The sequence below is a fragment of the Olleya sp. Ti.3.14 genome, assembly GCF_038154885.1.
In the GTDB taxonomy this organism is placed as follows: domain Bacteria; phylum Bacteroidota; class Bacteroidia; order Flavobacteriales; family Flavobacteriaceae; genus Olleya.
The window spans coordinates 616,386-636,228 of the sequence record NZ_JBAKAO010000001.1; the positions used below are offsets into that span (position 1 = coordinate 616,386).

General features: G+C 32.0%; 13 protein-coding genes. 8 read left to right on the top strand and 5 right to left on the bottom strand.

Features of this window, described 5'->3' with window-relative positions; translation table 11 throughout:
* Positions 1–489: 489 nt before the first annotated feature.
* Together V6251_RS02940 and V6251_RS02945 are read right to left on the bottom strand one after the other, a co-directional pair.
* On the bottom strand, positions 490–3,447 hold the full coding sequence (locus V6251_RS02940; protein WP_341586971.1) for a DNA polymerase III subunit alpha: 2,958 nt from the start codon (positions 3,445–3,447) through the stop codon (positions 490–492).
* A complete protein-coding gene (locus V6251_RS02945) occupies positions 3,447–4,661 on the bottom strand; it encodes a DNA polymerase Y family protein (protein WP_341586972.1) in 1,215 nt (404 codons plus the stop codon). The genes V6251_RS02940 and V6251_RS02945 overlap by 1 nt, the downstream gene beginning before the upstream one ends.
* Before the next feature lie 52 nt (positions 4,662–4,713).
* Here V6251_RS02945 and V6251_RS02950 point away from each other — a divergent pair, with 52 nt between their 5' ends.
* From V6251_RS02950 to V6251_RS02980, 7 genes are all read left to right on the top strand, one after another.
* Positions 4,714–5,487: an XRE family transcriptional regulator gene (locus V6251_RS02950; RefSeq protein ID WP_339808844.1), complete on the top strand. Its 774-nt coding sequence runs from the start codon at positions 4,714–4,716 to the stop codon at positions 5,485–5,487.
* Positions 5,484–6,815: an exonuclease domain-containing protein gene (locus V6251_RS02955; RefSeq protein ID WP_341586973.1), complete on the top strand. Its 1,332-nt coding sequence runs from the start codon at positions 5,484–5,486 to the stop codon at positions 6,813–6,815. Before V6251_RS02950 ends, V6251_RS02955 begins: the two co-directional genes overlap by 4 nt.
* Positions 6,816–6,955: 140 nt before the next feature.
* Positions 6,956–11,959: a DUF4132 domain-containing protein gene (locus V6251_RS02960; protein WP_341586974.1), complete on the top strand. Its 5,004-nt coding sequence runs from the start codon at positions 6,956–6,958 to the stop codon at positions 11,957–11,959.
* 120 nt (positions 11,960–12,079) lie between these two features.
* A complete protein-coding gene (locus tag V6251_RS02965) occupies positions 12,080–12,493 on the top strand; it encodes a hypothetical protein (protein ID WP_101202600.1) in 414 nt (137 codons plus the stop codon).
* Between the two features lie 192 nt (positions 12,494–12,685).
* Positions 12,686–13,201, top strand: coding sequence for a GNAT family N-acetyltransferase (locus tag V6251_RS02970; protein WP_101202601.1), 516 nt, complete (start codon positions 12,686–12,688; stop codon positions 13,199–13,201).
* A gap of 164 nt (positions 13,202–13,365) precedes the next feature.
* A complete protein-coding gene (locus V6251_RS02975) occupies positions 13,366–13,986 on the top strand; it encodes a hypothetical protein (protein WP_341586975.1) in 621 nt (206 codons plus the stop codon).
* 91 nt (positions 13,987–14,077) lie between these two features.
* Positions 14,078–14,452, top strand: coding sequence for a hypothetical protein (locus V6251_RS02980; protein ID WP_341586976.1), 375 nt, complete (start codon positions 14,078–14,080; stop codon positions 14,450–14,452).
* Between the two features lie 150 nt (positions 14,453–14,602).
* Here the strand turns inward: V6251_RS02980 and V6251_RS02985 are convergent, their stop codons facing one another.
* The 3 genes from V6251_RS02985 to V6251_RS02995 are packed head-to-tail and all read right to left on the bottom strand — an operon-like array spanning position 14,603 to position 16,942.
* The gene (locus V6251_RS02985; RefSeq protein WP_341586977.1) at positions 14,603–15,034 is read right to left on the bottom strand and encodes a hypothetical protein; all 432 of its coding nucleotides are present in this window, start codon (positions 15,032–15,034) and stop codon (positions 14,603–14,605) included.
* Positions 15,035–15,091: 57 nt separating this feature from the next.
* On the bottom strand, positions 15,092–15,766 hold the full coding sequence (locus tag V6251_RS02990) for a hypothetical protein (protein WP_341586978.1): 675 nt from the start codon (positions 15,764–15,766) through the stop codon (positions 15,092–15,094).
* Between the two features lie 39 nt (positions 15,767–15,805).
* Positions 15,806–16,942: a hypothetical protein gene (locus V6251_RS02995; RefSeq protein ID WP_341586979.1), complete on the bottom strand. Its 1,137-nt coding sequence runs from the start codon at positions 16,940–16,942 to the stop codon at positions 15,806–15,808.
* Positions 16,943–17,354: 412 nt separating this feature from the next.
* Here V6251_RS02995 and V6251_RS03000 point away from each other — a divergent pair, with 412 nt between their 5' ends.
* Positions 17,355–19,841 (top strand): hypothetical protein, encoded by a 2,487-nt coding sequence (locus V6251_RS03000; RefSeq protein WP_341586980.1) that lies wholly within the window; start codon positions 17,355–17,357, stop codon positions 19,839–19,841.
* Positions 19,842–19,843 lie beyond the last annotated feature (2 nt).

Genomic DNA, 19,843 nt, shown 5'->3' on the forward strand with positions numbered 1-19,843 from the left:
AGTTTAATTAGGTTTTACCTACTTCGGTTTATAGTCTTTTTTCGGTTTAATTCCGACTTAAAGACACAAACTTAAATGATCAGGTTTTTTATTTTTTACGGGAATCCTCAATTGGATAAAAAAATATTAGCTTGAAAAAAAATTACGCAGTTTTCACTTGCATTTTGCGCAAAAATTGCGCAAATTCGCATTAAATAATTTTATTAATCACAAGATTAAACTGCATACGATTTTAACAATTGCAGCTTGAAGTACCTATAAAACTGGTTTTTATGTGTTTTTTTTCGAAATTCATAACCCAGAGGTCAGGGGATCGTGCCCCCTTCTCGCTACAAGTGTAAAACGATTGTAAATAAGCGGTTTAGTCTTCTAAACCGTTTTTTTTATGCTTAATTTTAAACAGATTATTACATTTGCGTACGAAAGTGAATACGATAATGCATACGATTTGAGTACTAAAAATTAAACATCTAAAATTTACGACGCTAATTATACGCTTCTAGGATCTTTAAGTATTGCTAGCTTTTTACTCCAAACTACACTCATACTGTAAAAACCAAATCTATCTGTTATTTTTCCATAACATCTATAAACACCTAGACCGTTAACAGGAAACTGATTAACAACTTCTGTAAAATGTACTGCATCAAAATAGGCTCCTTTTTGGTCAACAAATGTGCTAAGTCGCATTAGTTTGCCTTGTGACGTTTTGTTAAAACGTGTGGTCACTAAATTTCCGTAAATAAGCATGTTTTTACCAATAAATTGATTCATTTGATCTGCCAAAAATCCATCAGTCATAGTTTCACTTATTAAATCAAAATAATTACATAACGGAAATCCAAGTAACTCCATTTGGTCATAAGCATTTTCAATCCAATTATTATCTAATTTGGGTAATGTAAATTGCTTATGATCTGTTTTAAATAATTTGGATTGTATGGTCTCTTTTTCTTTAGCGTTCAATTTAAAAATAGCTTCCCACAGTAATTTTATTTTAGATTTATTAGTAAACCTAAACGCATCAATCCTTATTAGAATGGTTAATTGTTCGATAGTAATCAAAATCCTATCGATAAAATCATCTAAAGATTTAAATGGACCATGTAATTGTCTTTCAGTTAAAACCCTATTAACAGTATAATCTTCTAAGTTTTTTAAATATCCAAATCCTAAATAAATAGATGTATTAATTAACCTGTTAGGATGATCACTTTTATTAATACAAGGCAAACAAATAGTTGCGCCTTGTTGCTTTGCTTCATGAAAATAATGTTCTGCGCTATAAAAACCACCACCATTATTAAGTACAGCAGTCATAAACTCCAACGGGAAATAGCATTTTAAATATAAACTTTGATAACTTTCTACTGCGTAAGATGCTGAGTGTCCTTTCGCGAAAGCGTAACCAGCAAAACTTTTAATTTGATTCCAAACTTCAAAAATTAAGTTGTCAGCATACCCTTTGTTTTTGCAATTAGCAATAAACTTTTCCTCGACTGCTTCAAATTCTTTTCTTGACCTAAACTTACCACTCATCCCTCGCCTTAGCACATCTGCTTCGCCTAAAGTTAAATCTGCAAACTGATTTGCCACTTTTAATACATCCTCTTGATATACCATTACACCATAGGTTTCTGGCATAATGTTATATAATATTGGATGTGCCTCTTTGCGTCTTTCTGGATGACGGTGTCTTTTAATAAACTCTTCTTTCATACCAGAACCCGATACGCCAGGTCTAATAATCGAGCTAGCTGCGACTAAACCTAAATAATCTTGAGTTTGTAATTGTTGCATCAAGCCACGCATAGCAGGTGACTCCACATAATAAGCACCAATTGCACCACCAGATTTTAATAAATTATTAATTTTGGGATCTTTTTTAAAAGCCTCCACATTTGTAATATCTATTGGTGGTAATTCTGGTCTATTTTCTGCAATAATTTCTAGTGCTTCTTTAATTTTTGCTAATCCACGTTGTCCTAAAATATCAAATTTAAACACGCCAACATCTTCTGCAATAATCATATCAAATTGTACCGTAGAAAACCCTTTTGGAGGTAAATCTGTCGCAGAATAATAATGCACAGCCTTATCTAATATTAATATTCCTGCGGAATGCACGCTTAAATGATTTGGAAAACCTTCAATTAATTTACCATATTTTAAAACCAATTTTGAAATATCATCCAAATCAGAGACATCATAATTATTCTTACTAAGCTTATCTATTTCTTCTTTTGGCAAACCAAAAACCTTACCTAACTCTCTAACTACAGCTCTATATTTAAACGTATTGTAGGTTGCTAATAATGCTGTGTGCTTAAATCTTCTAAAAATATAATCTGTCACATCCTCACGATCCTTCCAAGAAAAATCAATATCAAAATCTGGTGGAGATGCCCTGTATGGGTTAATAAAACGTTCAAAATACAAATCTAACTCGATTGGATCTACGTCTGTAATCCCAATAATATAAGCAACTATACTATTGGCACCACTACCACGTCCAACATGAAAATAACCTTTACTTTTAGCATAAGACACGATATCGTGATTGATAAGAAAAAAGGACACAAAATGCATGGATTTTATAGTCTCCAATTCGGTTTTTAAACGTGTAAACACTTTTGATGTTGGATTAGCATAGCGTTTTGGCAAACCTTGATTACATAATTTTTCTAGTAGTAAACAATCATTTTCAAACGAGTCTGTGTACAGTTTTTGATTTTGAGATTCTCTCTCATCACCAAAGCCAAAATTGATATCGCATTGCTTAATTAGGTTTTTTGTGTTTTCTATTATAAAAGGAAACTCAGCTAAAGCTGTATTTAATTCGTCCAAAGACAACATTTTATCCAATGGGTTACACTCTTCCGTTTTTTCAAGTTTACTTAATAATGTATTATTATCTATGGCTCTTAATAATCTGTGTGCATTAAAATCTTTTTTATCTCTAACGGTTACTGGTTGCAATAAAACAATTTTACTTTGTTGTTGTTTTATTTTTGAAAACCTAAGTTTACGCAAATCATTAATTGACACGCCTACAAACTCGTTTTTAGCAAAAGTATTTTTATTTTGCTGCAATACTTTTTCAAAAGGGTAGATTATAAAAGCATTATCAAATGTTGGTGCAATATCAGGTAGTTTTATTTTTTGCTCGGAATGCTTAGACAAAAATTGGTTTAAGGCTTTAAAACCTTCATTATTTTTTGCTAAGCCTACATAATTTTGCTGTGCTCCAACCCTAAAATCGATACCAATTATTGCTTTAATTTTGCGTTTTTTTGCGTGACGTACAAAATTTAAACAAGCAGATGTATTATTAATATCTGTCAACGCTACAGCATCCAAAGCGTTAGCTTGTGCTAAATCTAAAAGGTCGGTTTCAGAAAAAGTTCCAAAACGCAAGGAGTAATATGTATGACAGTTTAAATACATTATTGGTTACGATGTGCTAGTAAAATTGGTGGTTCGCCATTAAAAGGGTTATCAAATGTACCAATGGTTTTTGCTCCCATTGCAGACGCTCTCATGATGCTTAAGTCACCATATCTGTTTCTTATTGTGTCCATAGCATTGTAAAGACTTAGCATTTCTTCGGTATCATCAAAAAGGTCTATTTGATAACTTCCTGTTACGATATCACTAATTTTTACACCAACTAATCGGATTAATAATCTACGTTGGTATAGTTTTTCAAACAGCTCTAAAACCTTAGGAATTATAATATGGTCTGCACTAGAATATGATATTTTAATTTGTTTAGAATAGGTATTAAAATCTGAATATCTAATTTTTACACTTAGTGTTCCTGCTAGTTTATTACCCTTTCTTAATTGAAATGCTAAATTTTCTGCCATAGCAAAAATGGTGGTTCTAAGCTTGACCATGTCAATGGTATCTTTTCCAAAAGTACGCTCTGTAGACAGTGATTTACGCTCGTAAAAAGGGACTAAAGGTGGATTATCAATACCATGTGCACGCCTCCAAATAGTACGTCCATTTTTGCCCAATGCGCTAATCATCATCTCTAGTGGCATTTGTTGGATGACGCTAATTTTATCCACTCCTAAACCTCTTAACACCTGATAGGTTTTTTCTCCTACAGATGGTATTTTACGAATGGATAATGGTGCCAAAAAATCTTTTTCAAAACCAGAATCTATCTGTAATTGGTTATTTGGCTTGGCTTCACCAGTTGCTACTTTAGATACAATTTTATTGGCAGACAATCCAAACGAAATGGGTAATCCAGAGTCTTTAATTATTTTTTGTCTAAGCTCTGACGCGTATTTATAACAGCCATAAAATTTATCCATTCCTGATAAATCTGCGTAAAACTCGTCCACACTTGCTTTTTCAAATACAGGTACTTTTTCTTTTATAATCTCTGTAACTTGATGCGAAAATTTTGTGTAAATCGAAGCATTTCCTCTAATTACTGTAGCTTCAGGACATAAGCGTCTAGCAACTTTCATGGACATACCAGAATGTATACCAAACACTCTAGTCTCATAACTACAAGCTGCCACTACACCTCTATCTCCTGTACCTCCAACTAGTAAAGGTTTTTTTTGTAAACGACTATCTATTAGTCGCTCGCATGAGACAAAAAAGGTGTCTAAATCTAGATGTAAAATATTATTTTGCATGCTACAAAATTAGCTACATATTTAAGTAATTATTGCTTACATTTGTAGTATTATGAATTATATATCTAAAAACATAAAACATTTAAGAAATCTCAAAAAGCTATCTCAAGAGGGAATTGCCGAAGAGTTAAATGTTACCAGATCGCGAATTGGCTCTTACGAAGAGAACCGATCTGCACCTACATTAGAGTTTTTAATTGCGTTTTCAGATTACTTTAAAATACCTATAGATATTTTACTGCGCAACGACTTAACTAAAGCTAAAGATTTCTCTTTTATAGAGTTAAATAATCAACGTGTCCTATTTCCAATTACTGTTGATGATGATAATGAAAATTTAATTGAAGTCGTGCCTGTAAAAGCTTCGGCTGGATATTTAGCAGGTTATGACGATCCAGAATATATTGAGCAACTTCAAAAAATAAAACTACCTTTTCTTCCTACAGGAAAACATCGTGCATTTCCTATAAAAGGAGACTCGATGTTACCAATGAAGGATGGCTCGTTTGTTATTGGTCGTTTTGTAGAAGATAGAAGCGAAATTAAAAGTGGCAGAACCTATGTTTTAGTTACTTTAAATGACGGTATGGTTTATAAACGTGTGTATAATAATATTGATTTAAACAACTCATTATTACTAATATCAGACAATAAAACCTATAACGACTATAGTGTACCAATTAATGAAGTATTAGAAATTTGGGAATTTACATGCAGTATTAATACACAAGAATACACACAAGAAGAGTTGAAAATTAGCAGTATTTTAGGTATGTTTAACGAGTTAGGTGTCGAATTAAAAGCTTTAGAGAAGTCTATAAAATGATATATACAATTATTGATGTTGAAACCAGTGGGTCTAAAAATAAGATTACTGAAATTTCAATTTTTAAATATGATGGCACACAGGTTATTGACGAGTTTACCTCTTTAGTTAATCCAGAGGTTTACATCCCAGATTTTATTACATCTTTAACAGGTATTGACAATGCTACTGTTGCAGATGCACCTACGTTTGCAGAAGTAGCAAATGCTATTTTAGCGATAACTGAAGGCACTACTTTTGTTGCACATAATGTTAACTTTGACTATAATGTTATTAGAAATGAATTTAAAGCTTTAGGTATTGAATTTAACAGAAAAAAACTATGCACAGTCCGCTTATCACGAAAGCTACTACCAGGTCATAAATCGTATAGCCTAGGAAAATTATGCAAGTCACTAAATATTAATATTGTAGACAGACACAGAGCAAGAGGTGACGCAGAGGCAACCGTTGTTTTATTTGAAATGTTACTTAATCAAGAGGAAACCGAAAAGGTCTTTGCTGAATTTTTAAAAAAATCGTCTAAAGAAGCCACATTACCTTCTCACTTACCGACCACTGTTTTTAATAATTTACCAAATTCAGCAGGTATTTACTATTTTAAAAATAAAAAAGGACAGATTATATATATTGGTAAAGCAAAAGACATTAAAAAACGTGTTTTAAGTCACTTTTACAGTAAAGCACAAAAGTCCTTAGACTTATGTCGTAACACTGCTGATATAGACTTTGAGTTATCAGGAAGCGAGATTATTGCTTTACTAATGGAAGACGCAGCAATCAAGCAGCACTACCCAGAATACAACGTCGTATCCAAACGCACTCCAAAAGCGTATGCTATTTTTAGTTATGAAGACAGACAAGGCATCACGCATTTAGCATTTAACACACTAAAAGCTACACCAAATCCAATTGAAACGTTTTCTAATATTACAGACTGTAGACAATATTTAGAGCTACTCTGTACTAAGTTTTCGTTATGCCCTAAATTTTGTCATTTACAAGATGGTGTTGCACAATGTTCGCATTACAAAATAACAACCTGTAAAGGTGTTTGCGCAAATGAAGAAAGTGTGACAAATTACAATTTACGAGTAACCTCAGCAATTGATTACATTAATAACAACAAAGAAAACGTAGTATTAAAACAACAAGGAAGACATAATCAAGAGGAAGCTTTTGTGCTAATTAAAAATAGTATATACTTGGGATATGGCTTTATAGACAAGTCTGAACAAGTCAATAATCCAGAAGATCTAGAAACCTTTTTGATACCACAAAAAGATAATCTAGATGTTTGGAAAATATTACGTACGGTTTTGAAGTGATAATAATTGAAACAAAAAATATCACCAAATACAGTGATTAAAAAAAGTTGAATTCCATTTATATTGCAGTCAATAATTAAGCTTTTATTTGATAAAAGCAAATAGTTAATATTAAACACTGACGTAAAGGATTACAACATATGGTTCCAATAGAAGAAGCTAATAAATACATTAAAAAACATCAAAAACCAGAAGTTGATCGTTTTGACTTTAGACAATTTTCTACGCCATATAGAGTGTTAGGAAAAATTTTAGGTGGTGTAGAAAAAGATAAACGTGTTTGGTATAATGTAACAGATTTTATGGAGGCTTTTGACAGTCCAATCACTGTTAATCCTTGGGCTAATCAGGAAGGTATGCGTTTAGCCATGCAACTTTATGGTGTTGTACAAGCACCTTATTTAGCTGCCATGTGGGATTTTATGGACACGCTACCCTATCAAACAGACTATAACAGAAAAGCCTTTAGATCTAAACCTTCTAAAACTGTTTTAATTAATAAACTAAACTATTTTACTCGGTTTTTACAGTTTAGTCGCATGGGTTTTTGCGGACTATCACTACAAGAGCATTTTCAATATAGTGTCTATCATCCTAATGCAAACAGTATTTTTTTAGCTACTGTATTGCACAATGCCGGAACTATGTTTGATCCCTTATTAGACGACATTATTCAAGCAGAAGATGAGATTGGTGGTATTAGTGCAGATATTATAAAAGCCTTGCTGTTGTCTGAAGCCGAAAAACATTGGGAACTAGTCGCTAAATTACTTTTAGCAGCACAACGTCAAGAAGGCTTACGACAAACCATCTTAGAAGCCTTAGACTACTCTAGTCTTGGTGCTCTTAAATTTATAATTAATGTTATATTAGAAAACGACCTTACCCGCTTTAGTAGTGTCACTAGAGCTGTAAGCACTTGGTTTGGTTTAAATTGGGAAACGCCTAAAAAATCAGTAATTAATCGTGTGTTAGATTTAGCACAATCTTTAATTCTGAATCTAAAATCAGTAGACACATTGCTTGAAAGTAAAGATAATTTAGAGGTTTTAGTAGCGTTATGGTCTATTGGAATTTTGGATGTAGATACTGCAAACAGAAAAGCTTTAGATCTTGTTTTTGCTTCTGAAGATAGAAACAAGAAAATTTTAGCCTTGTATTTTATCTCGACAACAGAAAAAACAAACGACGCTTTAGTACCTTATTTTATTGAAAATTTAGGAAAAGATTACGCTTTAGACCATTGGATGGCAGTTAATTTACCATCAACGACTTTAGATAATAAAACTTTTGACAAACTACTAAACGTAGCAAAAAACGTTATAGAAAAAGGAACATCCTTTGAAAGCAAAATTTTCTCTTGGTGGTCTTTTACTCCTGGTCCAACATACTTCTTTCAGTTTTTAATTAATAGCGCTACAGAGCAGCAATTAGAGTTAATGGCTACTGATTTTGAGGCATTCCCTACAGAATATAGAGAAGCTTACATTCGTAAAGTGTTTCCTAAACATTACAGTTATTCCTTTTACAATTACAAACAAAGTCAAGAAAGCAAAGTCCGTTTAAAGTTTGATCAAAACTCATGGAAAAGAGCCTTAGCTAGGAAAGCCATTTATAACAGAAATGAACTGGTTATGGCTACAGGACTAAATATCTTTAGTAAAATGCACCTTTATGATGCAGATTTAGAGATTGCCGAAGATTTACTAAGACGTAAAAACAAAGGCTTACGCACTGCCTTGATACATTTAATAGTTAAACTTCCTGTTGACCGTTTAAGACATAGTACTACAAATTTAATCACTTCAAAAAATGTAGAACAACGTATTGCTGGCTTAGAAATATTAACGGTTTTACATGACGATAATAGGCAACCCGATTTTATTGAACAACACATAAAAGCCTACAATCAACGACCTAAAATCACTAAAAACGAACAAGTTTACTTAGATAAGTTTTCTGATACCACAGAAGAGTATAACTTTAGTAATGGTTTTGGTGTCATTGATTATAACAACCTAACACCACTTTACCAACCACAAGCACATTTTAAAACAAATAAGAGCAGTTTCTTTGATAAATTAGGAATCTCTACGTCAAAATCTTCTGAATTTAAATTCAAAGAATTTATAGATACTAGTAAAATTATTAATCAAGTTAATCATTTAATTAGGCTAGTTTCTGAAAATGGAAACTACGAATATCAAATGGAAAGCTATCAAGGCGAAACGCGTACACTTTTTTTAGAAAAAGGATTGTATGACATGAAGCGTTTAGGCGAATCTCCAACACCTGAGGAGCACTTACACAATATTCCGTTGGCAAAATTATGGATAGAATGGTATGAAAAAAGTCAACTTAATGATTTTGAAATGTATGCTGCAATTCGCTACATAAACAACCGTAGTTATCCTTTTGGGACTTATAAAGCTTTAGAGCCTTTTGTAAGGCAATATTACCCAGATTTAAACGGTTTAAATCTAGGTGTTACAAAAAACTATTCTAACAGATTAAATACTTACAACACTATTTTAAAACGTTTATTTAGGGTTTACGCAGACACCAAAACTATAGGATCTTTCAAGTTTTCGATTTTTGAGGACATGATTGCTAATTTCCCTAATAAATACAAGCTTACAACTTTTCAGGACAGCGACAAATACTATACAACAACATACCATTGGACTAGTATTATCCTTCCCTTAACACCAAGTTTTAGTCTTAATTATTTAAATCAATTTTCTAATAAAGAGCTTTTAAAATATTGGTGTCTTAACATGTATTTAATTGCTCAAAACATGTCTCATCCGGATGTTACTACAGATATAAAAGTCATTACTGAAAATAATAAAAAGCCACGTAATTTAGAATTTCCTAATATAGAAATCACCTTAAATCTTTATAAAAAAGGCTTAATAAAAGACGACGACTTACTGTTTCAAGCCCTACATTCAAAATCATTAATGACGGTTATTGATGGTGGTTTTAATTACAGGATGAATTACAAAAATGGCTTTGAACGTGACATGGTACCTAAGCACGTTTTTCTTCCTTTAAAAACTAATTTATTAGAAACCGAATTAGAGCGTGGTGATTTAATTACGCCTGCTACAGAATATATAAATTCCATCCATAAAGTTGAAGGTGTAGACTATGTTTTTAGAGTTTTAGAACGTTTAGGAAAAGATAATTTTGAACGTGGTTACAGTTATTACGGAGACAGTAAAAAAACTATTTTTAGTAATATCTTAAAAAAGACAACCTTTAAAGACACGGAAAGCTATGCCGATTTTGCAAGATTGGCAGACCAAGCTAATTTACCTAAAAAACGATTAATAGAACTAGCGTGCTATGCCACGCAATGGGCTGAAGTTGTTGGCCAATATCTTAACATAGAAAGCCTAAACAATGCAGTTTGGTGGTTTCAAGCACATGCTTCAGACTATATGAACAGCGAAAAAGAAACCATTATTTCGCGTTATTCTAACATTCCAAAAAACGATTTCGCTTTGGGCGCTATAGATATTGATTGGTTTAATAAAGTATATAAAACCCTAGGAAAAGCCAATTGGAAACTGCTTCATGATGCTGCTAAATATATCTCTGATGGTAATGGACACCGACAAGTAAAACTATATTCTAGCGTCATGTTAGGCGAAGTAAAAATCACAGAAACACTTAAAAAAATTAAAGACAAGCGTGATAAAGATTACGTACGCGCATTGGGATTAATTCCGTTAAGTAAAACCATTCCTGAAAAAGATCTACTAAAACGCTATAACCTACTCCAAGATTTTTTAAAAGAAAGCAAACAATTTGGTGCCCAACGTCAAGAAAGCGAAGCTGCTGCAGTCACAATAGCATTAGACAATTTATCTCGTAATGCAGGTTACAAAGATCGCGTCCGATTTAGCTGGGCAATGGAAGCCAAAGCCACAAAAGCCATTATGGAACAAGCAATTGTTACTATTGATGACACGGTAATAGCACTTATAATTACAGATCTTGGTAAAACTACAATCAAAGTAACAAAAGCAGATAAAGTCTTAAAAAATATTCCTGTTAAACTGCGTAAAGACAAACAAGTAATTGCCTTAAAAGACAATAAAACGTACTTATCAAAACAGTACAGTCGTACGCGTTTATCATTAGAAAACGCGATGGTTAATCAAGACCAATTTACAGCACTCGAAATTCATAATATGATGCAACATCCTATTGTAAAAGCGATGTTAACTAAATTAGTGCTGATTGTACCAGAAAAAGAAATCACAGGATTTTACAACTCAGGTAACTTAACAGATGCAACCGGAACAACGCATCCTTTAAAAGAAGACGACGTGTTACTTATTGCACATGCTTCGCATTTATACCAAGCAGTACAATGGGATCTTTACCAAAAACAGTTGTTTGCAGCGCGTATTACGCAACCATTTAAACAAGTGTTTAGAGAATTGTATTTAATTACTGCGGATGAGCGTGAACATAGTAACCGATCAGAACGTTACCAAGGTCATCAAATACAACCTAAAAAAACCGTCGCACTTTTAAGAAGTCGTGGTTGGACAGTAAGCATGGAAGATGGTTTGCAAAAAGTATATCACAAACACGGGTTTATTGCCACAATGTACGCTATGGCAGACTGGTACTCGCCTTCTGATGCGGAATCGCCAACATTGGAAGACATTTGTTTTCAATCTATAGACAACTACAATCGTATTCCGTTAACAGAAATTCCTGAAGTTATTTTCAGCGAAATCATGCGCGATATTGACCTAGTTGTAAGCGTCGCTCATGTTGGTGGTGTCGACCCTGAAGCCAGCCACAGTACTATGCAAATGCGAGCTGCTTTAGCTGAGGCTTCTGCAAAATTATTCAAACTAAAAAATATTACTGTAAAAGAGCGTCATCTGTTTATAAAAGGGACTTTAGGAGACTATAGTATTCATTTAGGAAGTGGTCAAGTCAGCAAAAACGGACTATCATTATCCATCCTTCCAGTACACAGTCAGCATAGAGGTCGATTATTTTTACCATTTGTTGACGACGATCCAAAATCTGCTGAGATTATTTCAAAAATGAAACTACTATCAGAAGACAACAAAATCCAAGATCCAACTATTTTAGCACAGATAAATAGTTAACTTTAAATTATTAGGGCGTTACCTCGCTTAGGCGAGGTCGGGCTTTCTGTTGCAAGTCCTCGTGCTATCGCACTGTGGGCTTTCCACGACAATCCCTAACGCAAAAAAAATCAGTATAGCATGATATTCACGTTACAACTAAAAAGATTAGGTAAGAAAAAAGTAAAAGAAGTCCCTTTTACATTAGATCATACACCCAAAAATTTAGAAGAATTATTAATCGCATGTGTCAAAAATCAAGTCGATGCTTTTAACACAAAGCGCACAACTGTAAATGTCATTGGATTTTTAACGCCTAGACAAATTCAAGAACAAGCCCACAGCGGTAAAGTTGATTTTGGAGAAATTACCAATACTAATTTGGCCAACCAACAACAAGCAATAGACAATGTATTACTAGCCTTTACAGACGGATTATTTGTTGTATTTGTGGATGATCAAGAGATTACCGACTTAAAAGCTCCTTTACAATTAACCTCAGAAAGCGTCATTGCTTTTATAAGATTAACCTTTTTAGTTGGTACTTATTGGTAAAAACTATATTTGATGTAGACGTTTCACTTTTACATACAAAAACCTTTTAGATAAAGGCTCTTTCAATTAATTGATACTAAAACCATTCACCTTAAAACATTAATTCTAGACAAATAATTTAGATTTCATATTACATAAACACCTAATTTTGCAAAATAAAATACACACTACAGTTTAGCATTTTTAAGGCAAATGATTAAAATTATAAAAGCAACTTCTGAAGATTCAGAAATAATTGCAACATTAGGACAACAGACCTTTAGAGAGTCTCATGGTAACAGTGCGCCAAAGGAAGATATTGACCGTTTTATTTTAAACACCTACAATACAGACACTATTTTTAAAGAGTTTGAAAACAAAAAGGCGCTATACCATTTACTGTATTACGATAACCAATTGGCAGGATTTTCTAAAATTCAATTAGAAACGCCTAACGATAATATTACCGACAAAAACATCACCAAATTAGACAGGATTTATCTTTTAGAGGCTTTTCAAGGCAAACAATTAGGTGTTACATTGTTGGATTTTAATATTGCACTATCTAAACAACATAATCAAAAGGGGTTGTGGTTAGTCGTTTGGGTAGAAAACAAAAAAGCCATTCAGTTTTATAATAAAATGGGCTTTAAAATAGCTGGAGCTTATAATTTTAATATTTCAAAAACACATAGTAATCCTAATCACGTCATGTTTTTAGAGTATTAATATTATTATTTTTTAAAACTATAACCATAAGGTGTTTACAAGCGTATAACACCTTTTTTTATGCTCAAAAAGCAAACCACTAAATCTGTAAATGGCTGAATACCGTGATAATAAAAACAGCGTTCAATTATAAATTTGTAGTAAATAATTAAACAAATAGTATTATGAGCAAAGTCATTCACGGAAAAGAAAAATCTCAAGAAGAATTGGAAAAAATCATTGAGCAAACAAAGCAAAGTGATCAAAAAATCTATCCAATTTTAAAACCAGGACATTGGGTTGGTCTTAAAGCAGGCGCTTTAAATTCTAATTTAATAAATTCTGATAACGGACCTAAAGTTGTTATTGGTTACGGTATAGATACTCCAGATAATTTTGTGTTTTTAACAAAAAAACACTTAGAAACTATGGATGGTCAACAAATCACGCAACAAGCGTTTCAAAACTTAGAAAATTACGAAACCGTATTTGAATATTCTGAAACATTTGATAACAAAGTAGTCACCTCTAGCGGTAATGATTTTTCAAGCGAAAGAATCTTATCCGTTTCACACATGCTAAAAGCGCACGAAATGTTACAAGCAGATGAGTTACTTGTATCATTAGCACGACGTACGTGTATGATGGCTATTTCTAGAGATGCAGATCAGGAATTACTAAATAAGTTTGTATACCTACATGAGTACACTTGGAATGACGACAATTTTGGAAATGCAGAGATCTCTGATATTTTATTTATTGTAAAAGAAGGACGTATTACAGGACATATTCCATTATCAGAATAACAAAGCGTAAAAAAAGAAAAACAAGAAGTATTTACCGCTATTTAAAACCAACTAACGGTAAATACTTTTTAATAATTTAAAATTAAAAGATTTGAAATATTTAGACTTTAGTATTAATGGCAGAATCCAAAACTTAATGGTTGATGTGTTTGATGCCATAAGTGGATCCAAAGAACCACAACTTAAAATTAACGAGCTTTTAGAAACCAGGAGTATCTTTGAGTTGGTGTTTGAAATAGTTAATGCCACAGGGTTTTATAATCAAGATGAAAATTTTAACCTGATTAAAGCCTTAAATATTGACACAGATAATGTTGATTTTGAAGATGCTTTATACGCAACTTGGGTCACTATGGGTAATAATTTAAACACTTCAAAAACACAAGAGGAGTTTAATGCTAAGTTTGCTTTATTTGTGCCTATCATACTTAAAAAGATGGACGCTATTAACCGTATTGCGGTCTAAACAATACCTTTTAATTTTACCTTTTTAAATTCTAAAAAACACAGTTATAGCAGTATTATTTTTTTAACTATAACTCAAAAAAAAGACCAATTACAGCTTTGTAGTTGGTCTTTTTTATATGCTTAAACTTGCGGTTTATTAGTTTAAAATTTATTCAGAATAGGCTTTAATTAATTTGCTCAAGGTCCATTTGGTTTTAAACAAGCTGCCATCATCATGACGAAAAATATACAATGTTTTACCATCATGTCTATCTATAAATAATAAATCTCCTGATGCATTATTACCAATAGTGATGCTGCTGGACAACATTAACATGGACCAATTTTTTCCTTTTTGATCATAAACAGTAGGACCTAAAATAGTTTTTAAAGTCTTAACATAGCCTTTTAAAGCGCGCGCTTCGCTAACTTCTAAACCGTCTATGTTAGTTAATGCAATCATTTTTTCAAAACTATACAGTGTAAATGTATCATCTTCAATAGTGACTGTTCGTGGTTGGGCTGCAATAAATGCGTTATACTGTTTATTAAACAAGTTTCCGGCGTCTTCAACCGATTCTATAATTAAATTTGTTTCCATTTGTATTATTTAAAATGCTTGTTAGTTTTAATTCATTATTCGTTTTTACTGTACAGACTAATCACTAATCAAATCATATACATTGTCTGCATTAACCACTGATATAGGTTGTAATACTGTATTTAAATACGTGGTTTTTATATAGTCAATTGTTTCGTTTCGGACACCAAACACAAAATTGGTACTGACGTTGCCAGCACCAATATGCATGGCGTTTCCGTAGTTATTATAGTCTGATCCAATTAGCATATAGTCTTCATAGTCTGCTTCATATTTAAACTTTAACTCGTAATCATGTCTCATGGATTGATGCCTTAAAGTAATTACGTTATTATTTAAAACGGTCAATTGTTTTTCTACAGCAGTATAAATAAAAGCATAAGTCAAATTACCTGTTTGGCTTTTAAGTTTGAAGGTTCCGTCCTTTTGTCCTTCAAATATAGCAAGGGTTACACGTGTTGCATCAGCATAAGCATTGTGTTGATTACCATTGGATAATAATACAGCGTAGTCATAAATATCATCTGTATTTAAATAGGCTTTAACTTTATTAAGCTTACCTCCTGTCCTAAAAATCGTATAGCCTTGCGGAATAAAATGTTTTAAATGTTTAGGTTTTAAATCTTGCTTATCTTGGAATGCTAAAGTTATTTTTGAGGTTGTAGAATCTATAATATGGTCAGTACATGACGTCAAAAAAATTATAGTAATTAGTGTCATTAATTTGTGCATTGCTATAGATTTAAGGATAACGAAAATGATATAATAGGGTTAGAATTGATCAATACGATTTTCTACAGATTTTATAACCAAATCGATTGTATTCAATTTTTCAGTGTATTCCGCTTTAATTTTTAGTTGTGAAGCCTCAATAGCTTTGCTAGAATCATAGTCCAACTGCTCTATTTTCTCTTTTGTACTTAGATGATTGCTCTGGGTAATTGGTTTAAATAAGGTAACAGTACATTCATTAGACTTCTCCAAATCTTTTATTGTGATAGTTTTAATAGTACCCAATTGCGATAATGATAATGAATCTGATGCTACACGAGAATCATTCAGCGAAAGCGTAAAATTTACAGTAGATAAACTGCGATACGCTACACCTTCCAATGGTTTTTGAGTCGCTACTTTTGTTACGTTTTCCGTTGTTGGCATTGGTAGTTGTAAAGTCACAACATCGTTTAGCGTCACGTGTTCTTCAAAAAGATGATCTGGCGCAATAGTGTGATATATTTTATTGTCTTTAATGGCAGACCAATGACCTTGTTTAACGTAGCGTTTTGAAGGATCAATAATGACCGTATATTTTAGCTTAGTTTTATTTATGTAACGCTTTTCTTTATCGTCTTTTCTAGTAGATTGCTTTTTATATAAATGCAACAATTTTAGTGCAAACTCAGCTTCATCTTTTGTTGTAATTTTGGACATGTTATTCTTTATATTTAAAACTGAATTATAAGCACCAACTTCAATATTAGAATCCGTTAAAAAGGATAATGTATTGTCACTTTTTACACTATTTGCAGAAATAAAAACGCTGTCTTTGGCTATACTATTTTGTGGCGTCTCACTTGTATTTACAAATAAAGTATTTGAAACTTTTTGACCTATTATATAATAGGTTTTGGACGTATCTGCTACCAACAATTTTGTAATCTTAATAGGATCTTCAATAGTTACTTTTGCGTTGTTATTTATAAACTGTGTGTTCCCTTCATGTTTATCCAACTTTGGCTCGTTTAGGGTATAAACAATCTCTATTTTTAAAAGGTCTTTAGATAAATGATAGGCTACCTCATCTCCTGTTAGCATAGAATAATCATTATGCATAACCGTATAACTTTTTTTACTGCAAGACGTGCTTAAGACTAATAATAGTGCGAAAAAAAATAATTTATTTCTCATAAAAATAGCGTGTTTTAAACTGTTTATTGAAATAGATAATTGGTAATAATTGATGTGTTTATTAATACACGACAAAATTAGATTGTAGGATACTGAGCTGCATCACTGAAATTAATGATATCTAGAAATACTCAATTTTAGACGCTAAAATTTTTAGTGTGGTTTAAAACAAAAAAGCACGCTTTAATTAGTGTGTTATTTTACGATTGTTTTAAATGTAATAAGGTGTTTACAATCCTTAACAAGTCCTTTTATCAGATTAAAATTTTTGCACTAATTATGTTTAAAAAATAAAAAATCACCATTTTCAGTGATAAAAAAAACTAATGATAACCTCAACTTTGTTAAAACTAATTTTTCAACTAGTTGATAGCATTAAAACAGCAAAATTGCTAATAAAGCACTACATATAATGTCAGTAATTTTTAAAACAAAAATAGAAGCTACACTAACTAATAGCACTTTAAATCCAAATGAAGCAAAAGCATTAGTGACTACTTTAGAGTTACTTAACTATCAAGATACGGAAACCTACATACAAGCAAAAAACAGCATAACCAACCAATCAACAACCTCTGTTTTTACAAATGTATTGGCTCAAAAACTATATTATCATCCTGAGGTTTATGCAGACCAAAATCAGGGATTAGAGTTTGTAGCTTCATGGTTTCCTTTGATAGATCATGGCTTTTATCCTGATAAAAAAAGTAGTGATTTATTAGTTAATTTTTTAAAATTCAGCTTAAGCTTATTAACATCTAAAACGGTTAAGGAATCGCTTCAAACTCGTATTTTTAATGTTATAAAATTACTTGTACAAAGTCCGTCGGACGCTTCACTTCCACTCTCAAAATTTTTATTAAATACAGCTTTTGATACAAGAGATTATTTAAGCTCAGACTTTATAATTCAGCAGTGTTTAAAACAAGAGATATTAAATGGACAATATTTTGTTAATCAAACCAATCAAGACTATACCTCACACTCTTTTAAAATAAATCAGACGTTTGTTAATCATTTTTATTTAGGCGATTGGACACAATTAATAAGCAATACTCATCACCTCTTACCTATTGGCAAACCTTACTTACCAAATGCTTATAATATTATAGCACATTGGTTTACTGATGATTTAGCACAATTTTATGCTACTAATTTAGATTATGCAATACAAGCACTTCAAGCTATTAAGGAGCGTTATGCATTTATTGAAGATAAAAGTGACGCTTTATTAAATATAAAAACAAATGAGGGACTATATCCTCTACTCCATACATTAGCCAATAAAAAATGGGATTCTGGTGATGTGATACTATTTAAACTTAACACTAAAAATTTAACGCAAACGCAATTGGACGCCTGCTATTTACGATTGTTAGATTGGTTAACAGTAAATGAAAGCAGTAATTTTTACACCGAAACGTTTAAAGATTATGCTAAACCTTTTTTATTTGATAGTACCACTAAAGCACTACCAGTAGCATGCATTCCGTTTTGGTTTGAAAGGTGTCATCCTAAAACAGGTATTGAGACTCAAAAAACAGTTTACAATGACTTATTTCTTCATAAATTAACTAAAAATCTAAAGTCCAAACTTCCTGTTTTGCGATTGGATAATAGTGATTTTCAAATTACAGGAGCGTATTTAATTACAACAATATTTAAAATTGAAGATAATTTAAAAGAATGGCTGGCTCCTTTTGAAACAGCAGGTATAAATGATCCTTTAAACCAGTTTTTAATACTTATGTTTTATGATGCTCGCGAAGCGTTATTAACACTATATAATGAAGCTGATCGTGAGGTATTACAATCCTTTGCTTTAGCATTAGCACACTCTGCAACAGAAGCTTCAGACACCATAAAAACTAAAAACCTACCCTTATTAGTTAGCATTTTAAGCTCATTATGCAAAACCTCTGGAAACTTTACACGCGTAAACCAAATTTGGGCACTTAAAAACATTGATCATGTTATAAAAGATCAATGCAATTTGTTTGCGCAATCACATTATATAAATATAAAAGCACCTTTAAAACTTAATATCATTCAGTCTTGGTATAATTTTTTAGGCGATTATTATTACAGTTTAACAACGGAAGCTGTTTGGGTAAGTGACATGCTAAAAACGCAAGGATCACGCACTGGTATCTATTTTAATAGTCTTAAAGACGATGTCACTTTCTTTTTAAATAAAAGCATCAATCGTATGCTTCATTTTCATAAAAAAAGTAAACAAAAACAAGATAGTAATAGCATTTTTACTACTATTACTGCAGAGATTGAAACTTATCTAGCCGATTTTCTTCAAGAATTAAATCCAGACAAATTAGACCAACATACGACCAAGTATATTTATAATTATAGTATTGATAAAAGTTATGGTTTTACAGATAATACTGCTTTAAACAAAACCATTACAAGTATTTACAACTTTCATTTTAAAGAAGAAGCAACAACAAATATCAATATCCTTAGAGAACAAGGTCTGCTAACAAAAATAGACGCAAAGGACATTCCGATTGACAATACTTTAATAACTAAAGCATTACATAATTTAGAACATTATAAAACCGAAGCTACTGATAACACTAAACTATTAGAAGTTTTAAGCACCAAAATAGTAGCTTTTAAATCTTGGTTAGCACAAGACACAACAGGATTACAAGCGCGATTTATACAAGCGCTTTACATGACTTTGTTGGACACCGATTTAGCACCAGAAACACCATTAGAACCTTACGGAAACCTTTGTAGACAATTGTTTATACAATTAGCAAAAGATTCTAACATGGCTATAACTTATGCTTTAGGGTTAAAAGCTATGGCTAACTCCGGAGCTTATTCTGATCCATTAAAAACAACTTTATTACAAGTTGTAAACGACTTAAATACTTAGAC

Bases quoted from the DNA above. Each gene is read 5' to 3' on its own strand.
- V6251_RS02940 (WP_341586971.1), bottom strand. From the start codon at position 3,447: ATGTATTTAAACTGTCATACATATTACTCCTTGCGTTTTGGAACTTTT.
- V6251_RS02945 (WP_341586972.1), bottom strand. From the start codon at position 4,661: ATGCAAAATAATATTTTACATCTAGATTTAGACACCTTTTTTGTCTCA.
- V6251_RS02950 (WP_339808844.1), top strand. From the start codon at position 4,714: ATGAATTATATATCTAAAAACATAAAACATTTAAGAAATCTCAAAAAG.
- V6251_RS02955 (WP_341586973.1), top strand. From the start codon at position 5,484: ATGATATATACAATTATTGATGTTGAAACCAGTGGGTCTAAAAATAAG.
- V6251_RS02960 (WP_341586974.1), top strand. From the start codon at position 6,956: ATGGTTCCAATAGAAGAAGCTAATAAATACATTAAAAAACATCAAAAA.
- V6251_RS02965 (WP_101202600.1), top strand. From the start codon at position 12,080: ATGATATTCACGTTACAACTAAAAAGATTAGGTAAGAAAAAAGTAAAA.
- V6251_RS02970 (WP_101202601.1), top strand. From the start codon at position 12,686: ATGATTAAAATTATAAAAGCAACTTCTGAAGATTCAGAAATAATTGCA.
- V6251_RS02975 (WP_341586975.1), top strand. From the start codon at position 13,366: ATGAGCAAAGTCATTCACGGAAAAGAAAAATCTCAAGAAGAATTGGAA.
- V6251_RS02985 (WP_341586977.1), bottom strand. From the start codon at position 15,034: ATGGAAACAAATTTAATTATAGAATCGGTTGAAGACGCCGGAAACTTG.
- V6251_RS02990 (WP_341586978.1), bottom strand. From the start codon at position 15,766: ATGCACAAATTAATGACACTAATTACTATAATTTTTTTGACGTCATGT.
- V6251_RS02995 (WP_341586979.1), bottom strand. From the start codon at position 16,942: ATGAGAAATAAATTATTTTTTTTCGCACTATTATTAGTCTTAAGCACG.
- V6251_RS03000 (WP_341586980.1), top strand. From the start codon at position 17,355: ATGTCAGTAATTTTTAAAACAAAAATAGAAGCTACACTAACTAATAGC.